This is a genomic window from Mycobacterium sp. D16Q13 (genome assembly GCF_002013375.1).
In the GTDB taxonomy this organism is placed as follows: Bacteria; Actinomycetota; Actinomycetes; order Mycobacteriales; family Mycobacteriaceae; genus Mycobacterium.
Map to the genome: position 1 here is coordinate 1 of NZ_MAEW01000002.1, position 22,447 is coordinate 22,447.

At 64.2% G+C, this 22,447-nt stretch carries 20 protein-coding genes and 1 pseudogene; 10 read left to right on the forward strand and 11 right to left on the reverse strand.

Annotated elements, in window-relative coordinates; all coding sequences use genetic code 11:
- A partial coding sequence (locus tag B4400_RS02215) for an ATP-binding cassette domain-containing protein (RefSeq protein ID WP_078355994.1) occupies positions 1-1,997 on the forward strand: 1,997 nt, incomplete at its 5' end.
- 5 nt (positions 1,998-2,002) lie between these two features.
- On the opposite strand, the gene B4400_RS02220 is transcribed toward B4400_RS02215, so the two are convergent.
- The gene (locus B4400_RS02220; protein ID WP_078308983.1) at positions 2,003-2,557 is read right to left on the reverse strand and encodes a pentapeptide repeat-containing protein; all 555 of its coding nucleotides are present in this window, start codon (positions 2,555-2,557) and stop codon (positions 2,003-2,005) included.
- A 26-nt stretch (positions 2,558-2,583) separates the two neighbouring features.
- Positions 2,584-2,979 carry a tautomerase family protein gene (locus B4400_RS02225; RefSeq protein ID WP_078308984.1) on the reverse strand — a complete coding sequence of 132 codons (396 nt, stop codon included), beginning with the start codon at positions 2,977-2,979 and terminating at the stop codon, positions 2,584-2,586.
- A 65-nt stretch (positions 2,980-3,044) separates the two neighbouring features.
- Between B4400_RS02225 and B4400_RS02230 the strand changes: the two genes are divergently transcribed.
- Positions 3,045-3,272 (forward strand): hypothetical protein, encoded by a 228-nt coding sequence (locus tag B4400_RS02230; RefSeq protein ID WP_078308633.1) that lies wholly within the window; start codon positions 3,045-3,047, stop codon positions 3,270-3,272.
- Between the two features lie 540 nt (positions 3,273-3,812).
- On the opposite strand, the gene B4400_RS02235 is transcribed toward B4400_RS02230, so the two are convergent.
- Positions 3,813-4,277: a GNAT family N-acetyltransferase gene (locus B4400_RS02235; RefSeq protein WP_078308632.1), complete on the reverse strand. Its 465-nt coding sequence runs from the start codon at positions 4,275-4,277 to the stop codon at positions 3,813-3,815.
- A 60-nt stretch (positions 4,278-4,337) separates the two neighbouring features.
- Here B4400_RS02235 and B4400_RS02240 point away from each other — a divergent pair, with 60 nt between their 5' ends.
- Positions 4,338-4,799, forward strand: coding sequence for a tRNA (cytidine(34)-2'-O)-methyltransferase (locus B4400_RS02240; protein WP_078308631.1), 462 nt, complete (start codon positions 4,338-4,340; stop codon positions 4,797-4,799).
- Here the strand turns inward: B4400_RS02240 and B4400_RS02245 are convergent.
- Positions 4,796-8,077: an error-prone DNA polymerase gene (locus B4400_RS02245; RefSeq protein WP_078308630.1), complete on the reverse strand. Its 3,282-nt coding sequence runs from the start codon at positions 8,075-8,077 to the stop codon at positions 4,796-4,798. The genes B4400_RS02240 and B4400_RS02245 overlap by 4 nt on opposite strands.
- A gap of 151 nt (positions 8,078-8,228) precedes the next feature.
- Here B4400_RS02245 and B4400_RS02250 point away from each other — a divergent pair.
- From B4400_RS02250 to B4400_RS02260, 3 genes and pseudogenes are all read left to right on the forward strand, one after another.
- Positions 8,229-9,207 (forward strand): annotated as a pseudogene (locus tag B4400_RS02250) (alpha/beta hydrolase).
- Positions 9,208-9,298: 91 nt separating this feature from the next.
- Positions 9,299-9,871: a TetR/AcrR family transcriptional regulator gene (locus tag B4400_RS02255; protein WP_078308629.1), complete on the forward strand. Its 573-nt coding sequence runs from the start codon at positions 9,299-9,301 to the stop codon at positions 9,869-9,871.
- Positions 9,868-10,617 carry a nucleotidyltransferase domain-containing protein gene (locus B4400_RS02260; RefSeq protein WP_078308628.1) on the forward strand — a complete coding sequence of 250 codons (750 nt, stop codon included), beginning with the start codon at positions 9,868-9,870 and terminating at the stop codon, positions 10,615-10,617. Before B4400_RS02255 ends, B4400_RS02260 begins: the two co-directional genes overlap by 4 nt.
- Positions 10,618-10,694: 77 nt before the next feature.
- Here the strand turns inward: B4400_RS02260 and B4400_RS02265 are convergent, their stop codons facing one another.
- Positions 10,695-11,225 (reverse strand): PH domain-containing protein, encoded by a 531-nt coding sequence (locus B4400_RS02265; RefSeq protein ID WP_502688370.1) that lies wholly within the window; start codon positions 11,223-11,225, stop codon positions 10,695-10,697.
- Positions 11,222-11,683 (reverse strand): hypothetical protein, encoded by a 462-nt coding sequence (locus B4400_RS02270; RefSeq protein ID WP_078308627.1) that lies wholly within the window; start codon positions 11,681-11,683, stop codon positions 11,222-11,224. The genes B4400_RS02265 and B4400_RS02270 overlap by 4 nt, the downstream gene beginning before the upstream one ends.
- A gap of 129 nt (positions 11,684-11,812) precedes the next feature.
- On the opposite strand from B4400_RS02270, the gene B4400_RS02275 reads away from it, so the two are divergent.
- Together B4400_RS02275 and B4400_RS02280 are read left to right on the forward strand one after the other, a co-directional pair.
- On the forward strand, positions 11,813-13,825 hold the full coding sequence (locus B4400_RS02275; RefSeq protein WP_078308626.1) for an SDR family oxidoreductase: 2,013 nt from the start codon (positions 11,813-11,815) through the stop codon (positions 13,823-13,825).
- 68 nt (positions 13,826-13,893) lie between these two features.
- Entirely contained in the window at positions 13,894-14,925 is a 1,032-nt protein-coding gene (locus tag B4400_RS02280) for a nucleoside hydrolase (RefSeq protein ID WP_078308625.1), read from the forward strand.
- A gap of 14 nt (positions 14,926-14,939) precedes the next feature.
- Here the strand turns inward: B4400_RS02280 and B4400_RS02285 are convergent, their stop codons facing one another.
- From B4400_RS02285 to B4400_RS02300, 4 genes are all read right to left on the reverse strand, one after another.
- Positions 14,940-16,460, reverse strand: coding sequence for a DNA polymerase Y family protein (locus B4400_RS02285; RefSeq protein ID WP_502688371.1), 1,521 nt, complete (start codon positions 16,458-16,460; stop codon positions 14,940-14,942).
- A 70-nt stretch (positions 16,461-16,530) separates the two neighbouring features.
- The gene (imuA', locus tag B4400_RS02290; RefSeq protein WP_078308624.1) at positions 16,531-17,235 is read right to left on the reverse strand and encodes a DnaE2-dependent mutagenesis accessory factor ImuA'; all 705 of its coding nucleotides are present in this window, start codon (positions 17,233-17,235) and stop codon (positions 16,531-16,533) included.
- Between the two features lie 169 nt (positions 17,236-17,404).
- The gene (locus B4400_RS02295) at positions 17,405-18,046 is read right to left on the reverse strand and encodes a LuxR C-terminal-related transcriptional regulator (protein WP_078308623.1); all 642 of its coding nucleotides are present in this window, start codon (positions 18,044-18,046) and stop codon (positions 17,405-17,407) included.
- Positions 18,046-19,251, reverse strand: coding sequence for an ATP-binding protein (locus tag B4400_RS02300; RefSeq protein WP_170914912.1), 1,206 nt, complete (start codon positions 19,249-19,251; stop codon positions 18,046-18,048). Before B4400_RS02300 ends, B4400_RS02295 begins: the two co-directional genes overlap by 1 nt.
- A gap of 163 nt (positions 19,252-19,414) precedes the next feature.
- On the opposite strand from B4400_RS02300, the gene B4400_RS02305 reads away from it, so the two are divergent.
- The gene (locus B4400_RS02305) at positions 19,415-20,572 is read left to right on the forward strand and encodes a PspC domain-containing protein (protein ID WP_078308622.1); all 1,158 of its coding nucleotides are present in this window, start codon (positions 19,415-19,417) and stop codon (positions 20,570-20,572) included.
- Positions 20,565-20,831: a tetraspanin family protein gene (locus tag B4400_RS02310; RefSeq protein WP_078308621.1), complete on the forward strand. Its 267-nt coding sequence runs from the start codon at positions 20,565-20,567 to the stop codon at positions 20,829-20,831. The genes B4400_RS02305 and B4400_RS02310 overlap by 8 nt, the downstream gene beginning before the upstream one ends.
- 4 nt (positions 20,832-20,835) lie before the next feature.
- Here B4400_RS02310 and guaA read toward each other — a convergent pair whose 3' ends face one another.
- Complete coding sequence (gene guaA / locus B4400_RS02315) at positions 20,836-22,404, reverse strand: glutamine-hydrolyzing GMP synthase (RefSeq protein WP_078308620.1); 1,569 nt, start codon at positions 22,402-22,404, stop codon at positions 20,836-20,838.
- Positions 22,405-22,447 lie beyond the last annotated feature (43 nt).

Sequence of the window (22,447 nt, forward strand, 5' to 3'; positions counted from 1 at the left end):
CCCCGATACCCGCCCCGCACTCCGCCGAGCCGGTGGAGCCGTTCGGTACCCGCGCGATGCGGGCGCTGGGCATCGGCGGCGGCGCGCCGAAACCGTCACCCGGTGCCGTCACCGTCGGCCGTGCCCCCGACAACACCATCGTCGTCAACGACGTGCTGGCCTCACGGCACCACGCCCTGTTGCTTCCCACCGCTGGTGGCCTGGAAATCCAGGACCTGCACACCATCAACGGCACCTTCGTCAACGGTGTCCAGGTCGAGCAGGCAACGGTGCGCGAGGGCGACACCGTCACCATCGGTAACGTCGACCTCGTCGTCCAGGACGGCACCCTCGTCAAACCCACGATCGCCACCCGTGTCGGCGGTCTTGAGGTGCAGGGCATCGACTTCACCGTCGAGGGGGGCAAGAAGCTGCTCGACAACATCAGCTTCTCGGCGGGCCCCGGCTCGCTCACCGCGGTCATCGGCCCCTCGGGCGCCGGCAAGTCCACTCTGGCCCGGCTGATCGTCGGCAACACCCAACCGTCGGCGGGCAAGGTGTCCTTCGAAGGCCACGGGGTGCACGCCGAATACGCCGTGATGCGAAACCGCATCGGCATGGTGCCGCAGGACGATGTGGTGCACCCGCAGCTGACCGTCAGCCAGGCGCTGCATTACGCCGCCGAGCTGCGACTGCCACCGGACACCAGCAAGGAAGACCGCGAACAGGTGGTGTCCCGGGTTCTCGAGGAACTCGAGATGACCAAGCACGCCGAGACCCGCGTCGACAAGCTCTCCGGTGGACAGCGCAAGCGCGCCTCGGTGGCCATGGAGCTGCTGACAGGTCCGTCGCTGCTGATCCTGGACGAGCCCACCTCCGGTCTGGATCCAGCGCTGGACCGTCAGGTGATGAGCCTGATGCGCCAGCTCGCCGATGCCGGCCGCGTGGTTGTGGTCGTCACGCACTCGCTGACCTACCTGAGCTACTGCGACCAGGTGCTGCTGCTGGCGCCCGGCGGCAAGACCGCCTACTGCGGACCTCCGCGCACCATCAACCAGGAGATGGGCACCACCGACTGGGCCGATATCTTCGCTAACGCCGCGGCCGATCCGGACGGTGTGCACCAGGCCTATCTGACGCGGCACCCCGCCGCGAACAAACCCGTCACCGCCCCGGTGAAACCCGGCGACCTCGGGAAGCCACCCAAGACCAGTCTGCTGCGGCAGGTCTCGACGGTGGCGCGGCGTCAGGGGCGGCTGATCCTGGCTGACCGCGGCTATTTCATCTTCCTGGCGCTGCTGCCGTTCGTTCTTGCCGGACTGGTGCTGTCGGTACCCGGCAGCGCCGGTTTCAACGTGGCGCTGCCCGACAACCCGAACGAACCGGGACTGCTACTGGCGCTGACCAACCTCGGCGCAAGCTTCCTGGGGCTGGCGCTAACCATCCGTGACTTGATCGGTGAACGGGTGATCTTCCGGCGTGAACAGGCAGTGGGCCTGTCGGCCACGGCCTATCTGCTGGCCAAGATCATCACGTACTGCGGTGCCGCCATCGTGCAGTCCGCGGTGATGACGGCGGTCATCGTGATTGTCCGCGGTGGGCCGACGCAGGGTGCGGTACTGCTCGGCAACGCCAACTTCGAGCTGTGGGTCGCCGTGGCCGCGACCGCGTGCGCGGCCACCGTGCTGGGCCTGGTGCTGTCCTCGCTGGCCACCTCCGCCGAGCAGGTGATGCCGATGCTGGTGATCGCCACCATGACGCAGATCGTCTTCAGCGGCGGCCTCATCCCGGTGACGGGACGTGCGGGGCTGGAACAGTTCTCCTTCCTGTTCCCGTCTCGCTGGGGATTCGCGGCAACGGCCTCGACCACCGACCTGCGCAAGCTGGTACCGGTGGGGCCGCAGGACGAGTTGTGGAATCACGATGCCGGAACATGGCTGTTCGACATGGGCATCCTGGCGCTACTGGCGCTGGTGATGGCGGGGTTCGTACGCTGGCGCATCCGCCTCAAGGGCTAGATTCGCTAGCCGCCGTGCACATCCAGTCCGTGCCCTGCGGCATACGCGACAGCCTGCGGCAGATCGACTTTCGCGGCGACCAGGCTTGCGGTGGTCCACAGCGTCGGGTCGATGCGGGCACCCCGCAGGTCGGCGCCGTCGAGCTTGAGGTTCTGCGTGCGGGCGCCGGTGAAGTCGGCGCCGTGCAGATTGGCCTTGCGCATATCGGTGCCCACCAGGTTGGCCTCCCGGAAACGGCAGTCCGACAGATCCATCTCACGCAGATCGAGCCCACCGAGCGAGGACAGGGTGAAATCGGTCTCGATGAACTTCGACGGACGCACCCGGCAGTCGGTGAGGGTGGAGCCCAGCAGGCTGCACTGGCGGAACTCCGAATGCCATAGGGAGGTGCGGCGGAAGGTGCAGTTACGGAAGGCCGTGCCGATATGCAGCGACTCGGTGAGATTGGCTCCGCTGAAATCGCATTCGGTAAAGACCACACGCTCGGTGCGCAGTTCGCGAAAGTCTTCGTCGTAGAAGGTCTCCGCGGTGATTTCACGGTCAACCCAGTGCTCGGCCATGACTGACATCATGCCCGGAGGGTCCGTCAGACGTTCACATCGAAACCCAGGTCGATATCACAGGCGGCCTGACCGCCACGGATTCCCCAGTTCTCTGTCACGCTCTCGCGCAGCACAATGGTGACGTGATCCGGTGGTATGCCCAGCAAGGAAAGCTGTTTCACAATCTCGGCATAGAGGTTTCGTTTCGCTCCTATCGATCGGCCCGCGAAGCAGTCGATGGAGACGAAGGTGTACAGCTCTGGCCGGGCCAGATTTGGCGCGTGCGAAAACCTATGGGGTTCATGCACAACGAGGCGCACATGCTTGTCTTCTTCCGGTATCTGAAAGGCAGTGACGAGCGCACCGTGAACCGCATCGATGATCGCCACCTCTTCGGCCTCGGTGTAGACCCGGCGGACCTCGACCACTGAACTGGGCATGCCGTGGATCATCACACGAAGGGGCTACACAGCCAACGAATTTATCGTCCGGATCATGCGGTGCGGTGAGCGGCGGCATCTGCATACTTGCTGAGCCGCGCGAAAGCACCGTCCAGAAGTGGCTTTACCGGGCCGTCGCCGCTCTGGTCGCCGTTGTTTGTATCTCACTGGCCCTCAAGAGCGTGCTTGCCGGTTTGGGGATCGGCGCCTTTGTGGTCTTGTTTCTCGCCCTGACGTACCTCCGATACGAGCTCTGGCACCCGACAGGTCGAGTACCGATCTTCGACATTTGAACGAAGACTCCGAGGTTCTTCGGCGTACAGTGCGCTCATTGGATAGGAATTGGGGAGGGAACCATGAGAGCTGTCCTGATTGTGCTGGCCACGCTAATAAGCTGCGCCCCAGTCAGTTATGCCGGCCCCATCAAATTCTTCAACAACACCGACCTCGGTACGTGGCTGGCATCAAACGGATTCAACTGCGTGCCGCACTCGATTTTCTGCTGTGCTCTTACCAAGAACGTGCACATTCGTGGCAATTTCAGGTAGTCAATGGCGATACCACCGCCAAGCGAAAGGCAAGCTGCGACGCGGGAACTGCGTTGAGCCAAAGCCACCTACAAGGCGACACATGGGCCCTCTTCTCCGGGAAGGGAGATGCGGCCTTATCCGGGATGCTCGAAACGATGAGTACGAAGGGCTTGACGGACGGGAAGATCGTTACTTCATGCCCCTACAACTAGGCTGAACTATGTTCAGAGTTCTGTTTCATGAGCCGACAACCGCCTTCTGCTGAACACGCCACGACTCCTTATCGCTCCGGGCGATTCTGAACTACTGGATGGCTAGCGTCATGAAGATGCTGCGCGGATCTTCGACGTAATTACCGAAGGGGCCACACGCAACAAACCCGTGTTTACGGTAGAACTCCCGCGCGGGGGCGAAGAAGCTCATACTCCCGGTCTCCAACGAAATCCTGTACACACCAAGATGTTTCGCGTCATCGAGGGCATGCGCGAGGAGCATCGAGGCGACACCCAAACCTCGGTGCCGCGGATCAGTGCGCATGCTCTTGAGTTCTTCATGACATGCCGAGATCCGCACCAGTGCAACAGTTCCGACGAGATTTTGTCCGTCGGAAGCGACCCACATTCTGATTCCGGGTTTCTGGAGACCTGCAGCGTCTAGGGCATGCCGACTCCCCGGAGGCGCTGTCGGCGCCATATCGTCCAGGTGAGCCTGCAAGAACGCCAGTAGCGTGGCGTTCTTGAAATCTGCCGCAGTGACTAAAAACGCCACAACCTGCTCTCCATCACTTCCGCCGATGAGACTTCGTAGCCTCTAAACCATAATGGTTGGGTGTTCCGCATCCTCTTTCATGAGCCCCGTATCGCCCCGAATACCGGCAATGCGATTCGGATGGCGGCGGGCACCGGATGCGAGCTGCATCTGGTGCAGCCGCTGTTCGACCTCTCGGAAGCCAAAGTACGTCGGGCCGGCCTGGACTATCACGACATGGCTTCGGTGACGGTCCACGAGAGTCTTTCCGCTGCTTGGGAATCGCTGCGGCCGCAGCAGGTCTACGCCTTCACCGCGCATGCGAGCGTCAGGTACACCGATATCGGCTACCAGCCCGGCGATGTGCTGCTGTTCGGTCCCGAACCCACCGGGCTGGATGCCGAGGTGCTGGCCGATTCACACATCACCGAGAAAGTGCGCATTCCGCTGTTACCCGGCCGCAGATCCCTGAACCTGTCCAACGCCGCAGCCATCGTCGCTTACGAGGCCTGGCGTCAGCACGGTTTTCACGGGTCCATCTAACGGAAGTCGCGCGAGGTGGATTTGACGCGCAGATCCAGTGGCCGCAGCTGATCGGCCACCACGGTGATGGCTCCGCTGGTGTTCTGTACCTGACCACGAATGATCAACGCCTGAGCGGTCACCGCCAGCTTGCGGTACCTCGCCCACAGGCCCACCGAGCACACCACGTTCACCATGCCCGTCTCGTCCTCAAGATTGATGAACGTCACCCCGGCCGCGGTGGCCGGCCGTTGACGATGCGTGACGGCTCCCGCCACCAGCACCCGCGCCCCGTCCGGAACATCGAACAATCCCTTGGCCGGAACGACACCCAACTCGTCAAGCTGTTCCCGCAGGAACTGGGTGGGATACGCATCGGGGGTGACTCCGATGGCCCACACATCAGCGGCGGCACGAGTCACCTCCCCCATCGGCGGTAGCTCCGGAATCCGGGAAGACACCCCGACTCCGGGCAACCGGTCGGGCCGCTGCGCGGCGGCCGCACCCGCGACCCACAGCGCCTCACGCCGGGACATACCGAAGCAGCCCAGCACGCCCCCCGTGGCCAAGGCCTCGACCTGCGCCGTGGTCAGCTGGATGCGGCCGGTCAGATCGAGCAAAGAGGCGAACGCGCCGTGCGCTTTTCGCTCCTGGACAATCGCCTGAGCCAGGTCATCCCCGATGTGACGGACGGCGCTCAGGCCCATCCGGACCTCCAGGCCCGCATTCTCCAACGTCGCATACGACAGGCTGGCGTTGACATCGGGGCCATGCACGGTGACACCGTGGCGACGGGCATCGGCCACCAAGGACTGCGGCGAGTAGAAACCCATGGGCTGCGCGCGCAACAGCGCCGCGCAGAACGCAGCGGGGTGATGCAACTTGAACCACGACGAATAGAACACCAACGAGGCGAAGCTCTGCGCATGACTCTCCGGGAACCCGAAATTGGCAAAGGCATAGAGCTTTTCGTAAATGCGGTCGGCCCGCTCTCCGGTGATATTGTGCAACCTGGCCATGCCCTCATAAAACCTGGCGCGTAATTGCTCCATCCGCTCTGGAGAGCGCTTGGACCCCATAGCGCGGCGTAGCTGATCGGATTCGGCAGGAGTAAAACCGGCCACATCGACGGCGAGCTGCATCAGCTGTTCTTGAAACAGCGGGACGCCGAGAGTCTTCTTCAGCGCCCGTTCCATCGACGGATGCTCATACTTCCAATCCTTTTCGATCCCGTTGTACCGCCGTATATATGGATGCACCGAGCCGCCCTGGATGGGTCCGGGACGGATGAGCGCCACCTCCACCACCAAGTCGAAGAACTTCGCGGGTTTCAGCCGTGGCAGCGTGGCCATCTGCGCACGCGATTCCACCTGGAACACCCCCACCGAATCGGCCCGGGCAAGCATCTCGTACACCGCCTGCTCCTTCAGGTCTATTTGAGCCAAGTCAACCGTGATGCCCTTATGCTCGGCGACGAGATCGATGCAGTAGTGCAGCGCCGAAAGCATGCCCAGACCCAGCAAGTCGAATTTGACCAAACCGACTGCGGCACAATCATCTTTGTCCCACTGCAACACGCTTCGGTCCTCCATGCGCGCCCACTCGACGGGCACCACATCCGCCAGCGGACGATCGCAGATGACCATGCCACCCGAGTGAATGCCCATATGCCGGGGAAAATCCTTGACCTGCTGCGCCAAATGGATAACCTGCGGCGGAATGCCGTCGACCTCGGCGGCGTCAGCCAAACCGCCCCAATGACCCATCTGTTTACTCCAGGCGTCCTGCTGTCCCTGTGCGTATCCGAGTGCTTTGGCCATGTCCCGCACTGCCATCCGTCCCCGGTAGGTAATGGTGTTGGCCACCTGGGCGGCACGTTCACGGGTGTGCTTGGTGTAGACGTACTGGATGACCTCTTCTCGGCGATCGGATTCGATGTCGATATCGATATCCGGTTCACCGTCACGCGCCTCGGACATGAACCGTTCGAACAGCAGGCCCTCCGCCACCGGGTCGATGCTGGTAACACCAAGCGCGTAACAGACCGCCGAATTAACGGCAGACCCTCGACCCTGGCATAGGATGTCACTGTCGCGACAAAACCGCGCAATGTCGTAGACGACCAGGAAGTATCCCGGAAAGTCTTTCCTTGTAATGATATTCAACTCTTTTTCGATCTGGGCGTAAGCCTTCTCAGCACCCGCCCGTGGCCCGTAGCGCCGAGCAGCGCCCTCGATCGCCAGCTTCCGCAAAAAGCTAGCCTCGGTGTGCCCGTCTTCGACGTCAAAGGGTGGCAGCTTGGGGGCAATGAGTTTCAAATCGAAAGCACACGCCTCCCCCAGCTCGGCTGCCGCCGTCACAGCGTGCGGACAATGCGAGAACAGCCGGGCCATCTCATCCCCGGACCGCAGATGCGCTCCCCCCACCGGGGCAAGCCACCCTGCGGCATCATCGAGACTCTTGCGTGCTCGCACTGCCGCCATCGCCATGGCGAGCCGCCCACTATCGGGTGTAGCGAAATGTGCTGCGGTGGTAGCGACCACACCGACACCAAACTTCGGCGCCAACTCGGCGAGCACCGCATTGCGCTCATCCTCATCAGGATGGCCATGCCGGCTGAGTTCGATGCTGACCCGATCCGCCCCAAACCGGTCGACCAAACCAGCCAGCGCCTTTTCCGCCGCGTCTGGTCCGTGAGCGATGAGTGCTCGTCGCACATGCCCCTTACGGCAGCCGGTCAGAATATGCCAATGACCACCGGCAGCCTCGGCCAAAACGTCAAGGTCGTAGCGCGGCTTACCTTTCCGATCCTTGGGTGTACCACCGGACATATGCGCAGCCGACATCTCACGCGATAACCTCCGATACCCCTCCTGGCCACGCGCCAACACCAATAGATGCGTGGAGTCCTCCGTGTTGCCCTGTCCACCAAGAGACAGCTCCGCACCGAACACCGTGGGCAAGCCGAGCTCCCTAGCGGCTTCCGCAAAACGGACCACCCCGTAGAAGCCATCATGATCAGTGAGCGCCAGAGCCTTGAGATCGAGCCGGGCCGCCTCCTGCGCCATCTCTTCCGGCAGGCTGGCGCCGTCGAGAAAACTGAACGCCGAATGCGCATGTAGCTCGGCGTAAGGCACCGACGACCGTCCGCGCTCACGGGTGGGCGGCTCATAGGGTGGGCGCTTTCGGCTCCACGCCGGACCATCCCCGCCATCCCCCGGAGGCGCGTGACGGTTGGGGCGCCCATCAAGCACCCTCTCCATTTCCGCCCAGGTTGGGGGACCCTGCGACCAGCCCATCCCACCAGTGTATCGAACATATGTTCCATACGTGGCCGCTCCCGCAATTCATACAAGGCAGGTAACTAACTAGATATATACATGTATGCTGGCGGTACTGGCCCGCATCCGACGCGACGGCAAGCAGCTAGACGAGAATCTGGAGAAGCGAATGCCACACCACGGCAACTACACGCCCGAAAAGGTCGTCTTCCCCTCGCACGGCGAGGACATCGTCGGTGTCGTACACCGTCCCCACGGTGACGGCCCCTTCCCCGCAGTGGTCCTGCTGGGCCCCTATTCGTTCGAGAAAGAAACAAGCGCCAATCCACTACGCCACCCGTCTCGCTGACGAAGGTTTCCTGGCGCTGGCGTTCGATCCCCGCACCGTGGGCGAGAGCGGCGGCACACCGCGCCGTCTCGAGAACCCGAAGATGAAGAACGAGGACGCCGTAGCGGCCATCGACTACCTGCTGAACCGCGATGACGTCGACCCATCGCGCATCTTCGGGGCCGGTGTCTGTCAGGGTGGGCCCGAGATGCTCGATATCGCCTCCTATGACGACCGGATCAAAGCCGTTGCCTCGGTGACCGGTTACTACCGCGACCGCGAGACCGACCTGTTCATGATCGCCGCCGGCGTCAGCGAGAACCCGTTCGATCCGGCGACCGCGCCCACCACCGAGCAGCTGGAAGCTCTCCTGGACGCCAGGCTCACGCGGGCGCGTGATGCCAAGGCCCGGTACGAGCAGACCGGCGAAGTCCTCTACGCACCGCTGGTCTCCCCCGACCTCGGTGACCCGGTCGCCGGATCCGATGCCGGGTTGCCCGGGCCGCTGGTGTGGAGCTGGTACGGATCGTGGACGCTCAAGGGCTGGGAGAACCGCTACGCCATCATGAGCGACCTCGACCACTTCGACTACACCACCGTGCCTGGTGCCGCCAGGCTGGAGAAGCCCGCATTGGTGATCCACTCCGACACCTGCATGAATCCGGCGGCAGCACGGCGGCATTTCGAGTCGATTCCATCCGCCGACAAGAAGCTCATCTGGGAGAACGGCACCAATCACTTCCAGTACTACGACCAGCCCGACGTCGTCGACCGCACCGTCGGTCACATCGCCGACTGGTTCAACAGCCACCTGGCCTGATGGGGGCGCACCGTCTGGGCTGGCGGCATAACCGCTGCCCCAGCCGGTGCGCTGCCGAAATCGCGCGGCGACATGCCTCTAGGCTTATGGGATGCCGCCCGACGCCTCTGCCACCAAGAAGCGGCTGCTCGATGCCGCGTACGCGGAGTTCGCCGAGCATGGACTGGCCGGTGCACGTGTCGACAGGATCGGTGCCGCGGCAGAGGCCAACAAGCGGCTGCTCTACGTCTACTTCACCAACAAAGAAACACTGTTCGACACCGTGGTCGCCCATTCCATTGAGCGGATGTCCGATGCCGTCCCCTTCACGCCCAGGGATCTACCGGGCTATGCGGGCGCGTTGTTCGACCATCTGATCGACCATCCCGAACATCTCAGACTTGCCACCTGGGCACAGCTGGAACGCCCCATCGCCGGTCCCGCGGAAACTGCCGCCTACGCAGGAAAAGTCCAAGCGATCGCCGAAGCATGCCCTCCCTCAGTGCGTGTGGAACCTGCCGACATCCTGGCCCTCACGCTCGGGCTGACCACCGCGTGGTTCGGTGCATCACCGGCGCTGCGCAGTCTCGCAACTACAGAGCCCTTCTCACCCGAGCGCCTGGCCGCCCACCGGGCCGTACTCATCGCGACCGTCGAGGCTCTCATCGATACCGCCGGACGATGACCGACACCGCGTTCCTCGACTCCATCGCCGACAGCCTGGTGGCACTTCCCGCAGTCGAGGCGGTTACCCTTGGCGGTTCCCGCGCACAGGGCACGCACCGCCCGGACAGCGACTGGGACCTGGCGATTTACTACCGCGGCGATTTCGACCCTGACGAACTGCGCCAGATCGGTTGGGACGGAGAAGTCTCCGAGATCGGCGCTTGGGGTGGCGGCGTGTTCAACGGCGGCGCTTGGCTTCACATCGACGGCCGGGATGTCGACGTGCACTACCGCGACCTGGCAGACGTCCAGAAACAACTGGTGCGCGCGGAGCGAGGCGAGTTCCACATAGAGCCGCTGATGTTCCACCTCGCGGGAATCCCCAGCTATCTGGTGGTCGGCGAGCTCGCCCTCAACAAGGTGTTGCGCGGCATCCTGCCATGTCCGGATTACCCTGCGGCGCTTCGTGAGTCGGCGCCCGAAATGTGGTCTGCGCGCGCCGCGCTGAATGTGCGCTATGCCGAGAAGAACCACGCACCGCACGGCCGGGTGACTCAATGCGCGGGACTACTGGCCGTCGCCGCGATGGAGTACGCCCACGCAGCACGGGCCGCACGCGGCGCGTGGGTAACCAACGAAAAGCACCTGCTCGAGGCCGCCGGGCTTGCTGCCGTACATACGATTCTCGCCGGCTTGTCACCCGATCCGGCAGCGCTCACCAAGGCCGCAGCCGAGATCCGCGCTCTCGGCGAAAGTGTCGGCTAACGCGATATCTTCGCGCGGAGCGGGTCGCAGCGGTGCAAACACTCACGACCTCGCGGTGGGCCAGGAACAAACGTCATCTATTGATATACCGAAGCCTCATCCACCAGCTCGAACAGCCTCTCGACGACCTCACGCGCGGTGTCGACGTCCAGGCCCACGATCCGCAGCTCCCCCTGATCCGCCCGCACCACCACCATCGCCAGCCCCAAGGATCGCGACAGTGGGTCTTGCCGCAGTTCCACGGTCCGCACCAAAGCAAACGGAATCACCCAGAAAGATTTGAGCCACAACGTCTTCGACGCGATATAGACCAGGTCGTCGTCGAGGACACCCCAACGATATGTGCGATAACGCTGCAGTGGCCGAAGCACCACCCACGCCACCGCGCCCGCGATGCACAGCAGCCCCAACACGCCCACCGCATGCTGCAACGGGGTGCTCGCGTGTGCGGGCGGCGCCGTCACCGCCCACACCACCGCGACCACGACAACCAGAGGGATGCACGCCAACGCGTATTGGATGGCCCAGAGCACGGGCGCCGATCTACTGGCACCGAGTCCCACCGGTGCCATCGACGTCGCAGGCGCCGTGGGCACGGTATCGATCACCGTTCGTTCACCATCGTCGGAGCGAACCGACGCATCCACACCTGCCGTATCGCGACGGCCGCAAGTACAAACACCAGAACCACAGTCGGCGACCAGACGACGGTACGGTCGATGTCCCCAAACGCGTAGCCAATCATCCCCATCGATATGAAGGGGATGACAACCGCCACCGCGGCACGCCACTGCCGGCTGATCGCCATTTCGACGACGGCCGAGGCCACCACGAGCGAAAACGCGGCGAACACCACCACACCCATCAGCTGCACGGTGGAGTCGAACGACGGGACGTAGTCGGCATAGCGGCGCGGCGCGCCATCGGTGAGCGGGGTGTACGCGGTCCAGCCGAGATCCCAGCCCCAAGGGTTGAGCCCCCGGTTCAACAGCACGGCTACCACGAACGTCCACCAGGCCGCATTGCCCGTGATCCGGGCAGCACTGAACACCTGGATGCGCGACATTCCTGGAGTATCCCCTATGGCTAACTCCCCGATGACGAACTTGTCACACATCGTTGACGAAACACCCCAAAACGGCAACGATGACTCCAACCGGGCCGATAAGCGGCCTAACAGTCTCAGAGGTAGCACGTGAAATACATCGTTACCGGCGGCACCGGCTTCATCGGACGACGGATCGTGACCCGAATTCTCGAGACCCAGCCGGGCGCCGAGGTCGCGGTCCTGGTGCGTCGCGAGTCCCTATCGCGGTTCGAAAAGCTCGCCGAACAATGGGATGACCGCGTGCAGCCGCTGGTGGGTGACCTCACCCAGCCCGATCTGGGCCTGCCCGCCGACGCGGATCCGGTCACCGCCGATCACATCGTGCACTGTGCCGCGATCTACGACATCACGGTGGACGACAAAGCACAGCGCGCCGCGAACGTGGAGGGCACGCGGTCGGTCATCGCGCTGGCCAAACGCGCCGGCGCCACCCTGCACCACATCTCCTCCATCGCGGTCGCGGGCAGTTACGAGGGCGAGTTCACCGAGGAAGACTTCGACGTCAACCAGGATCTGCCGACGCCGTACCACCAGACCAAGTTCGAGGCCGAGTTGCTGGTGCGCTCGGAACCCGGACTGCGCTACCGGATTTACCGGCCTGCCGTCGTCGTCGGCGATTCCAAGACCGGCGAGATGGACAAGATCGACGGCCCGTACTACTTCTTCGGGGTCTTCGCCAAGCTGGCGCGCCTGCCCCGATCCACGCCGATGATGCTGCCAAAAGCCGGGCGCTCCAACATCGTTCCGGTCGACTACGTCGTCGACGCGACCGTCGAGCTGATGCACCAGGAGGGCCGTGATGGGCAGGCCTTCCACCTGACCAATCCCGAGGTGACCTACCTGCGCGACATCTACTCCGGCATTGCCACCGCTGCCGGTCTGCCACCCGTGCGCGGCTCGCTTCCCCATGCCATGGCCACCCCGTTCCTGCGGGCACGGGGCACGCTCAAGGTCTGGCGCAACATGGTGGTCACCCAACTCGGCATCCCGCCCGAGGTCATCGACATCACTGAGATCATGCCCACCTTCGTCTCCGAGGCGACACAAAAAGCCTTGCGGCCCAGTGGAATTACCGTTCCTCCGTTCGACAGCTACGCAGGCAAGCTGTATCAGTATTGGCGTAAGAACCTGGACCCGGAGCGGTACCGCCGTGACGACCCCGCCGGGCCACTGGTCGGCCGGCACGTCATCATCACCGGCGCCTCCAGCGGCATCGGACGTGCGGCGGCCATCGCGGTCGCCCAGCGCGGCGGCACTGTCTTCGCCGTAGCGCGCGACGCCGAGGCGCTCGACAACCTCGTCGCGGAGATTCGCGAGGATGGCGGTAAGGCGCATTCGTTTCCCTGCGATCTGACCGACTACTCGGCCGTCGACGACACCGTGAAGAGCATCCTCGGCCAGTTCGGGCATGTGGACTACCTGGTCAACAACGCTGGTCGCTCGATTCGCCGCTCGGTGGTGAACACTGTCGACCGGTTCCATGACTACGAACGAGTCATGGCGATCAACTACTTTGGCGCCGTGCGCCTGGTCTTGGCACTCCTCCCCCATTGGCGGGAAAGGAAATTCGGCCATGTCGTCAATGTGTCGACGGCCGGGGTGCAGACCCGCAACCCCAAGTACGCGTCGTACATCCCCACCAAGGCGGCACTGGATGCCTTCTCCGATGTGGTCGCGACCGAGACGGTGTCTGATCACATCACCTTCACCAACATCCATATGCCGCTGGTGAAGACACCGATGATTCAGCCTTCGAACAAGCTGAACGTGGTGCGCGGGCTCACACCGGAACATGCCGCCGCCATGGTGGTTCGCGGACTGATCGAGAAGCCGACCCGGATCGACCATCCGATGGGTACCTACGCCGATATCGGCCGGTACATGACACCGAAGCTGACCCGCCGGATCATGCACCAGATGTATCTGGCATACCCAGACTCCCGCGCCGCCCGCGGCTTGGAGCCCGTCGACGATCGCCAAGACCTGTCGACCTCGCGACGTCGCCCCAAGGCCGCCAAGCGTGTTGCGGCCGTGCCGAAGTTACGTGTTCCCGGTCCGGTGATGAAGGTGGTGCGCCTCATCCCCGGGGTGCACTGGTGAGCTAGAAACGGGCCCCAAATCGCGTCGGTGCCCGGATTGGCGAGCTAACTGACGGTAGGTTGACGTCCATGGTTTCCGTTTTTGCCGACGTTGATACCGGAGTCGACGACGCACTGGGATTGATCTTTCTCCTCGCTAGCGAGGAGGTGGAGATCGTCGGTATCGCCTCTACGGCGGGCAATGTCTCGGTGGATCATGTGTGCGCGAACAATCTGGGCCTGCTGGAGCTGTGCAACGCCCCGCAGATCCCCGTGTCCAAGGGCGTCGCCGAGCCGTTGAGCGCGGCGCTACGGACCGCGGAAGACACGCACGGACCCACCGGGCTCGGATATGCCGTGCTGCCGGAGACCACGCGCACACTCACCGATTACGACGCGGCAGAGGCCTGGGTGAGGGCCGCGCACGCACACCCCGGCGAGTTGGTGGGCCTGGCGACCGGCCCGCTCACCAATTTGGCGCTGGCCCTGCGCGCCGAGCCCGAGTTGCCCAAACTCATCAAACGGCTCGTCATCATGGGCGGCTCCTTCGACTACCCCGGCAACACCACGCCGGTGGCGGAATGGAATGTCGTGGTTGATCCGGGCGCGACGGCGGAGGTGTACGCCGCTTGGGGAGCCGCTGGCGTACAGGAACTTCCGATCGTGTGCGGCCTGAATCTCACCGAGACGATCGCCATGACACCGGAGCATCTGGTCAGGCTGGCCGAGGCCACGGGTGCCACCACCGCGCCGTTGTCGGTGCTCGACCTTCCCTCGAGCCGTTCGGCGGCGACCAACTCACTACTGCGATTCATCGAAGACGCGGTGCGTTTCTATTTCGAATTCCACATGAAGCAGGACGAGGGCTTCTTGGCTCATATGCACGATCCGTTCGCCGCCGCGGTGGCGCTGGATCCAGCATTAGTCCAAACACGTTCCGCGACCGTGGATGTGGAGCTGACCGGCGATCTGACCCGCGCGATGACCATCGCGGACTGGAAGGGCCAGTGGGGCCAGAAGCCCAATGCACAGATCGCGGTGGAGACCGACCCCGGGGCCTTCTTCGCGCGATTCATCGAGCGAGTGAGCGTCTTCGCGCGAAAGGTTGACGGCACTCGCTGATTCCGGCCAGACCGTCATTCATAAACACCCTCCACGTACCATCGCTGCCTGCGGAAATGCAGGAGCAGCGCCCGACCGCCGCCCTTGTCTTCCAGCAGCACTTGGGCCCTGGCGGCCACGGATACCGGGGTGGGATTCGGCTCCGGCTCCTCCCACCATCGCTCATCGATCGGCCATGGTCCCGCCCACCAACTCAACTCCCACCGGCCATTACCCCGCCGGACCCCGGCCGGTTCCCCGGAGAACATTCCCCGTCCGGTCACCGTCACCGGCGCTCCATCGATATCTAACAGCTCCACCGGTTCGCCGTCCTCGCCGAGCAGCACCGCCGGAGCCGGATCGGGCAACCTCCCGGGCCACGGGGCATCGGGATCTGCCCGTGGCCTCAGCTCATCCCCTAAGGGCACCAACGTAATTCGCTCGGCCGGACCGCGCCCACCGCTGATCACTCCCACCTGTACCGACTCCTCTCCCAATAAATCCTGAACTCGTGTCAATGCACGGCGAGCGCGCTGGCGTTCCTCGGCGCCCACCGCTCCCCACAACGTCAGCTGCAATGCCTCGGCAGCCACCACCTCGACCGGCTCCAACCGCAACATCGCCACCGGCCCGTCCAGAGACCAGCGCCGGGCAAGCCAGCCGTCAAGCTGCCAGCGCACCCGGTCGGCGGTCGCCTCCTCGGTGAGCGGTTCGGCACACCGCCACACCCGCGACAACTCCTGGCCGTCCACCGTCACCGCGTGAATAGCCAACCGGGAGCAGGCCACTCCAGCCGAGGCCAGCGCCTCGTGCAGGCTCACCGCCAGCGTTCGCCCCGCGAAAGCCGCCGCATCCACCCGTTCGATCGGCGGATCGCACGGCAGCTCCACTCCCAGTTCGGCCGGGACCGCATGACCCGAGGGAGAGCGCTGCGGTTCGGCGCGCGCATGGCGGTGCGCCTGCACCGCGTCATCGTCGAACCGCGAGGCGACATCCGACCGTGCCAGTTCCGCGAAAGCACCTATTGTTCGAATTCCCATGCGCCACAACAAATCCACCAAGTCTTCACGCTGCGGGCGACACAGGCTGGGTTCGGCGGCCATCTCCTTGATCGACAATGGAGCCAGGAACTCGGCATCCCCACCGGGTGACACCAATACCGCATGCCGCGCGGCGTACACCGCCGTGGACATCTGATCGGCAATGCCCACCTGACATTCGGCTCCGGCCACCGAGACCGCATCAGCCAGCCGTTCCGCCGCGGTCTGCTCACTGCCGAAGTACCGGGCAGCACCGGTCACCGGCAGCGCCATCAGCCCAGGGCGCAGGATCTCGGCCCCCGGCACCAGATCGTCTACCGCGGCGATCATCGGCTCGAAGAACCGCGCATCACGATCGACATCGGCCGCCACGACATGCAGTTGCGGACAACGGGCTTGGGACTCGCGTCGCCGCATCCCCCGTCGCACCCCCAGCGCCCGTGCAGCGGCAGTGCATGCCGTCACCCTGTTGGCCAGGGTCACCGCCACGGGGCGAGTGGCAGGAAGATCGGCCATCGCCGCGGCCGCCACCGCCGGCCAGTCCGGGCACCAAATCGCCAGCACCCGAGGAGCTTTACGCTGCCTTTTATGCAGACCTGATCGAGCCACGGCTGCCACACACCTCCCCGGCAGCTCTGAGCACCCTGCGCCCCGTCGCCCGTACCGCTGTCCGCACCCCACGAATCCGCCCCAGACCACAGGTGGACACTCCGTCATAGCCGGTTATCCGGGCCTGCAACCGCACCGCGGCACCTTCCCAGTCCCCATCGACGGCTAGCAATGTGCATCCGTTGCTATGCGCCCGGGCCACTATCGCGCGCGCGGACGTCGAGGTCACTCGTCGGCCACCCAGACCCAACACCACCAGATCCATCCCGTCCATGAGCACCGAGGCCACCTCCACCGCACTCAGGCCCGGGCGGGGAATCAGCGCCAGGCGGCTCAAGTCCGCCCCCCGCTCCACCGCCGCCAGCACGCTCACCTCCGGCATGCCCACGATCGCGGCGTACCCGCCTGCCGCGGTTACCGAAGCCACCACATCCAAGGGCAGCGACCGGGCCCCGCTGGCCACCGCGACCGTGCCGCGCCGCAACACGTGACCTATCGAGCTGGCCAGCGCATCGGACCCCGGTAGCAAAGATTGAGCGTCCGGCAGTGCCTCCTGAAACCGGCCGGCCGACGACCTGTCCCCACCGACCTTTCCCGATATCGACGCCATCTGCTGCCGGAGCTTTTGTAGCTGGTCAGCACGGTTGACCAGCACCTCGTCGGCGGCTGCCACTGCCGTCACAACCGCACCTCCAGACACATTCGACTAGAACATATGTTCGATGTCTGGAGTAAACACCTAGCCACCGACAACCGTCAAGACGAGAGGTGCGGACTGGGCCCCATGCTGGACCCATCTGCCGACACGCCGTGTTGCGATGGATTCGTGTCGCACATGTCCGCCACGAGTCCTAGTCGAGCTGGCGGGTGTGCGCCCAACGAGTCAACGCGTTGCGATTGGACTGCTGTGTCTTACGCAGCACATTGGAGGCATGCGTCTCCACTGTCTTGACGGAGATCACCAGATCCTCGGCGATCTCCCGGTATGTGTATCCACGGGCAAGGAGCCGCAGCACCTCAAGCTCGCGTGGCGTCAATGAGTCCAGCTCCGGATCCAGCGCCGGCTCCGGAGTATTCGACCGTCCCGTGAACGAATCGAGCACGAATCCGGCCAGCCGCGGACTGAACACCGCATCCCCGCCGGCCACCCGGCGCACGGCATCGGCGAGTTCACTCCCCGAGATCGTCTTGGTGACATAGCCCCTGGCTCCCGCGCGGATTACCGCGATGACGTCCTCAGCAGCGTCCGACACACTAAGCGCCAGAAACACCGGTCCGGAACCACCGGCCCCATTGATGACGGCGACCCCTCCACCGGAGGGCATGTGTACATCGAGCAACACCACATCCGGTGCGCTGGCACGTATTCCGGTGACCGCCTCAACTACCGACCCCGCCTCGCCAACGATCTCGATATCCGATTCGCCAGCCAGCTCGGCCCGCACCCCGGACCGGAACACCCCGTGATCGTCGACCAGGAACACCCGCAGCATTACGCACCCTTCTGCGCGTCGTCATGATTGGCATCGTTGTACGGCATGGTAATTCGTACCTCGGTACCTTTGCCGATCTCCGATTTGAACTGAACCTGGCCACCCCGGCGCATCACCCTGGCTTTGATGGAGCGCACGATGCCCTGCCGGTCCTGTGGCACCGTCTCGAGATCAAACCCCTTGCCCCGATCCCTGACGAAAACGCTGATCTGCCCGGGTTCCACCTCGGCATACAGGTTGATATCCGATTGCCCGGAATGCTTGGCGGCGTTGACGAGTGCCTCACGGATGGCGCCGATCAGCGCGCGTCTGGTCTCAGGTTCCGCGGACAGGTCGGCATCGCCGACGATCACCGAACTGACCACCACGGTGTGCGCATCCTCGACCTCTCCGGCCACGGTGCGCAGCTCCTCTGCCAGCGATGAGTCCGAGGACACCCCTGCGGAGAACAACCAGCTGCGCAGTTCCCGCTCCTGGCTGCGGGCCAGCCGCAGCACCTCACTGGGGTTATCCGTCCGCTTCTGGATCAGCGCCAGCGTCTGGAGCACCGAATCATGCAGATGCGAGGCTATTTCTTCGCGCTCCTCGGTACGGATGCGTGCGGCACGTTCGGCACCGAGAGCACGCCACAACCGCAACCACAACGGCACTGTCAGCAGCACCGCACCCACCAGAGTGGCGGCGATCGCCACCAGCGAGTCGCGCAGCGAGGATAGATCCACATTGCGCAGGACCACCACCGCGATCCCGCCGAAGACCAGTGCCGCACCGGCGATCACCCGAACCAAAGTCAGCAGCGACGATTTTCCTGAATCGCCCAGCACCGCCGAACTTGGCCCCTGCGCATCGAATTCGCGCCACACCACGGCGAGCCCGACAAGCGCCAGCACGATCGGGAAGACCAATGCTGCCGTCGAACCACTGACCGTCGACATCAAGATGATCAGCGCGGCAAGACTCAACAGCAAGAGCCCTGTTGCCCGCCTACGGTCCGTCGCGCTGACAGCGGCGACGTCGTCGCCCGGCGGCATCAGCATCCACAACAGCCCGTAGGCCGCAATGCCCATACCGCTGGCCGCCCCGAGCACCGCGAAGGCCAACCGCACCCGAAACACCGGAACGTCGAGATGGTCAGCGAGCCCCCCGGCGACGCCGGCGACCACCCGTCCACCGGTACGCCGACGCAACGGCGGGGCGGCTGTCAGCCGATTCCCGCCGGCGAACGCATTCCGGAACGTGGGACTCACCTCTGCGATACTGCCATGGCAAAGCTCCCCACGGCATCGGGCTTATCCCTGAACCCCACCGTGCAAAGATCAGGGTGAATCCTGATGGCGTACATGCCCGCGGCTGGGCAACATAGCTGTCATGGACACGGATACCACCACCAAACGGACGCCGTCCTCCACCCTCGGAGACATGTGGCGGACGCGGCCGTTGCGGCTGCCGGGGCACGGCAAGCTCGCCGGTGTTGCCGCGGGAATCGGCTACCGCTACAACGTCGATCCGCTGTTGGTACGCGTAATTTTCGTGGTCACAACAATTTTCGGCGGTGCGGGCGCCATCATGTACGTGGCGTGCTGGTTGTTGATGCCCACCGCCCGCTACACCACTCCGTACCACGAGTCCAAGGTGAAGATGGTCTTCTGGATCATCGTCTTGCTGCTTGTCGGCGGGCCGTTCATCGATCCCGATCGCGACCCGTGGGGATTGGTCAGTGCCGTTGTCCTGCTCGGGGGCTGGTATCTGCTCTACCAGCGCCAGACTGAAACTCCGGTGCCTCCGGCGAGTTCGCCGGTGCAGTCCAGCACCGGCGAGCCTCTCACCACTGAAGATGACGAATCGAACAGCAACACCGCGGCCACCGAGCCGCTCTTGCCGCCGCCCCCGCTCACCTGGGATCCGCTGCGGGCGGCCCCTTTCGCCTGGGACTTGCCCGATCAGGCGCCGCTGCCAGCGCCACCTGCCAAACCCAAGTCTCGCGTGGTCTCGGTGACCATCGGAGCGGCGCTCATCATCAGCGCGGTGCTCGTGGCCATCGGGCTACTCGGCGGCACCTGGGTGACACCCGTAGTGGTGACAGCGGCGGCACTGGTTGTCCTCGGCGTGGGCATGCTGGTGGGAGCATGGCTTCGCAGCGGTTACTCACTGCTCTTCCTGGCGGTACCACTGGGCGTATTCGTCATCGTGGCCTCCTCCATTGGCCCGCTGGAGGTATCACTCAACGTTGGCGACCAAAGTTACCGCGTGACAGAGGCTTCCGAAATCGAGGATTACTACGAGATCGGCATCGGCACCATCACCCTTGACCTCACCCAGGTCACGCTCACCCATGATAAGACGGTGAACCTCGACGTCGGGATGGGCGATATCCAGGTGCTGGTTCCTCCCTCGATGAACGTGCGCACCTCATGCGAGGTGAGCATCGGCAGCTTTGATTGCCTGCCCTCGCCCAACGGCACCGGTCCGGTACTGACGATCAACGCAACGGCAAATGTAGGAAGCATTGAGGTGCAACGTGTCTGAGAACATCGACGAACCAGTAACCGGCGCCGAGAATCGAGCGGAATCCTCATCGGAGGCCACCACCGAAGAGAAGGGCAGACCGTCCATCCTGCTGGCGTTGTCCGGGCTGGTCGCCGTGGTCGTCGGGGGCTGGGCCCTCACCGGCCAAGACTTCGGGGCACTGGTGCACAGCAATCTGATCGGCTGGGTCGCTATTGCCGTGGCGATCGCCATCGGCGTTGCGCTAGTGGCAGTTCCGACCCGCCGTAACCGGACCTAGTAGCTCACTCCCATTCGATGGTGCCGGGCGGCTTGCTGGTGATATCCAGCACCACCCGGTTCACCTCGGGAACCTCGTTGGTGATTCGGGTCGAGATCCGCTCTAGCACCTCGTACGGCAGACGCGTCCAGTCCGCGGTCATCGCGTCCTCACTGGATACCGGCCGCAACACAATAGGATGCCCATAGGTACGGCCGTCACCCTGTACCCCGACCGAGCGCACATCGGCCAACAGCACCACCGGGCACTGCCAGATGTTGCGGTCCTGGCCGGCGGCGGTAAGTTCCTCGCGCGCAATGGCATCGGCACGGCGCAGAGTATCCAGCCGGTCGGCAGTGACCTCGCCGACGATCCTGATGGCCAGACCCGGTCCCGGGAATGGCTGGCGGCCAACGATTTCCTCGGGTAGGCCCAGTTCACGGCCGACGGCGCGAACCTCATCTTTGAACAACAGCCGCAGCGGTTCTACCAGGGCAAAGCTCAAGTCCTCGGGAAGTCCGCCCACATTGTGGTGACTCTTGATGTTGGCAGTGCCGCTGCCACCCCCGGACTCGACGACATCCGGGTACAGCGTGCCCTGTACCAAAAACTCGATCCCGTCCTCGGAGTTGCCGATCGCATCGGAGACGGCCCCCTCGAACGCCCGGATGAACTCACGGCCAATGATCTTGCGTTTGGTTTCCGGATCGCTGACACCGGCGAGCTCACCGAGGAACTTCTCCGCGACATCAACAGTCACCAGCTTGGCGCCGGTGGCTGCCACGAAGTCGTGTTCCACCTGAGCCCGCTCTCCGCTGCGCAGCAGACCGTGGTCAACGAACACACAGGTCAGCCTGTCGCCGATGGCGCGCTGCACCAGGGCTGCCGCCACCGCGGAATCCACCCCACCAGAGAGCCCGCACAATGCGCGGCCGTCACCGATCTGCGCACGCACCTGCTCGACCAGAGTCTCGGCGATATTGGCTGCCGTCCACGCGGATTCGATACCGGCGAACTCGTGCAAAAAGCGGCTGAGCACCTGTTGTCCGTGCGGCGAGTGCAGCACCTCGGGGTGATACTGCACCCCGGCCAGACGCCGCGCCCGATCCTCGAACGCCGCCACGGGAGCACCCTCGCTAGTGGCGACCACGGTAAAGCCTTGGGGTGCTTCGGTTACGGCATCGCCGTGGCTCATCCACACGGGCTGGACGCCGGGCAGACCATCATGCAGGTCTCCGCCCACCACGTTCAGCTCGGTGCGGCCGTATTCGCTGGTGCCGGTGTGCGCGACAGTTCCGCCAAGCACCTGCGCCATGGCCTGGAAGCCGTAGCAGATGCCGAAAACAGGAACATCCAAATCGAATACACCGGGGTCGAGCTGGGGTGCGCCCTCTTCATAGACACTCGACGGGCCACCCGACAGGACGATCGCGCGGGGGTTGCGGGCCTTGATCTCATCGATGCTCGCCGAATGCGGGATCACCTCGGAGAACACCCGCGCCTCACGCACACGCCGCGCGATCAGCTGCGCGTACTGTGCCCCGAAGTCGATGACCAGAACCGGTCGGTCGCCATGCTGCTCCGTTTGCGCCACCGGCTTAGCTTAGTGGCGCTGGGGGCATCTCCCGCTTGCAGGG

Bases quoted from the DNA above. Each gene is read 5' to 3' on its own strand.
- B4400_RS02245 (WP_078308630.1), bottom strand. From the start codon at position 8,077: ATGGGCTGGTCGCAGGGTCCCCCAACCTGGGCGGAAATGGAGAGGGTG.
- B4400_RS02295 (WP_078308623.1), bottom strand. From the start codon at position 18,046: ATGCTGCGGGTGTTCCTGGTCGACGATCACGGGGTGTTCCGGTCCGGG.
- B4400_RS02225 (WP_078308984.1), bottom strand. From the start codon at position 2,979: ATGCCCAGTTCAGTGGTCGAGGTCCGCCGGGTCTACACCGAGGCCGAA.
- B4400_RS02285 (WP_502688371.1), bottom strand. From the start codon at position 16,460: ATGGCCGATCTTCCTGCCACTCGCCCCGTGGCGGTGACCCTGGCCAAC.
- B4400_RS02270 (WP_078308627.1), bottom strand. From the start codon at position 11,683: ATGTCGCGCATCCAGGTGTTCAGTGCTGCCCGGATCACGGGCAATGCG.
- B4400_RS02260 (WP_078308628.1), top strand. From the start codon at position 9,868: ATGACCGACACCGCGTTCCTCGACTCCATCGCCGACAGCCTGGTGGCA.
- B4400_RS02305 (WP_078308622.1), top strand. From the start codon at position 19,415: ATGGACACGGATACCACCACCAAACGGACGCCGTCCTCCACCCTCGGA.
- B4400_RS02280 (WP_078308625.1), top strand. From the start codon at position 13,894: ATGGTTTCCGTTTTTGCCGACGTTGATACCGGAGTCGACGACGCACTG.
- B4400_RS02220 (WP_078308983.1), bottom strand. From the start codon at position 2,557: ATGGCCGAGCACTGGGTTGACCGTGAAATCACCGCGGAGACCTTCTAC.
- B4400_RS02255 (WP_078308629.1), top strand. From the start codon at position 9,299: ATGCCGCCCGACGCCTCTGCCACCAAGAAGCGGCTGCTCGATGCCGCG.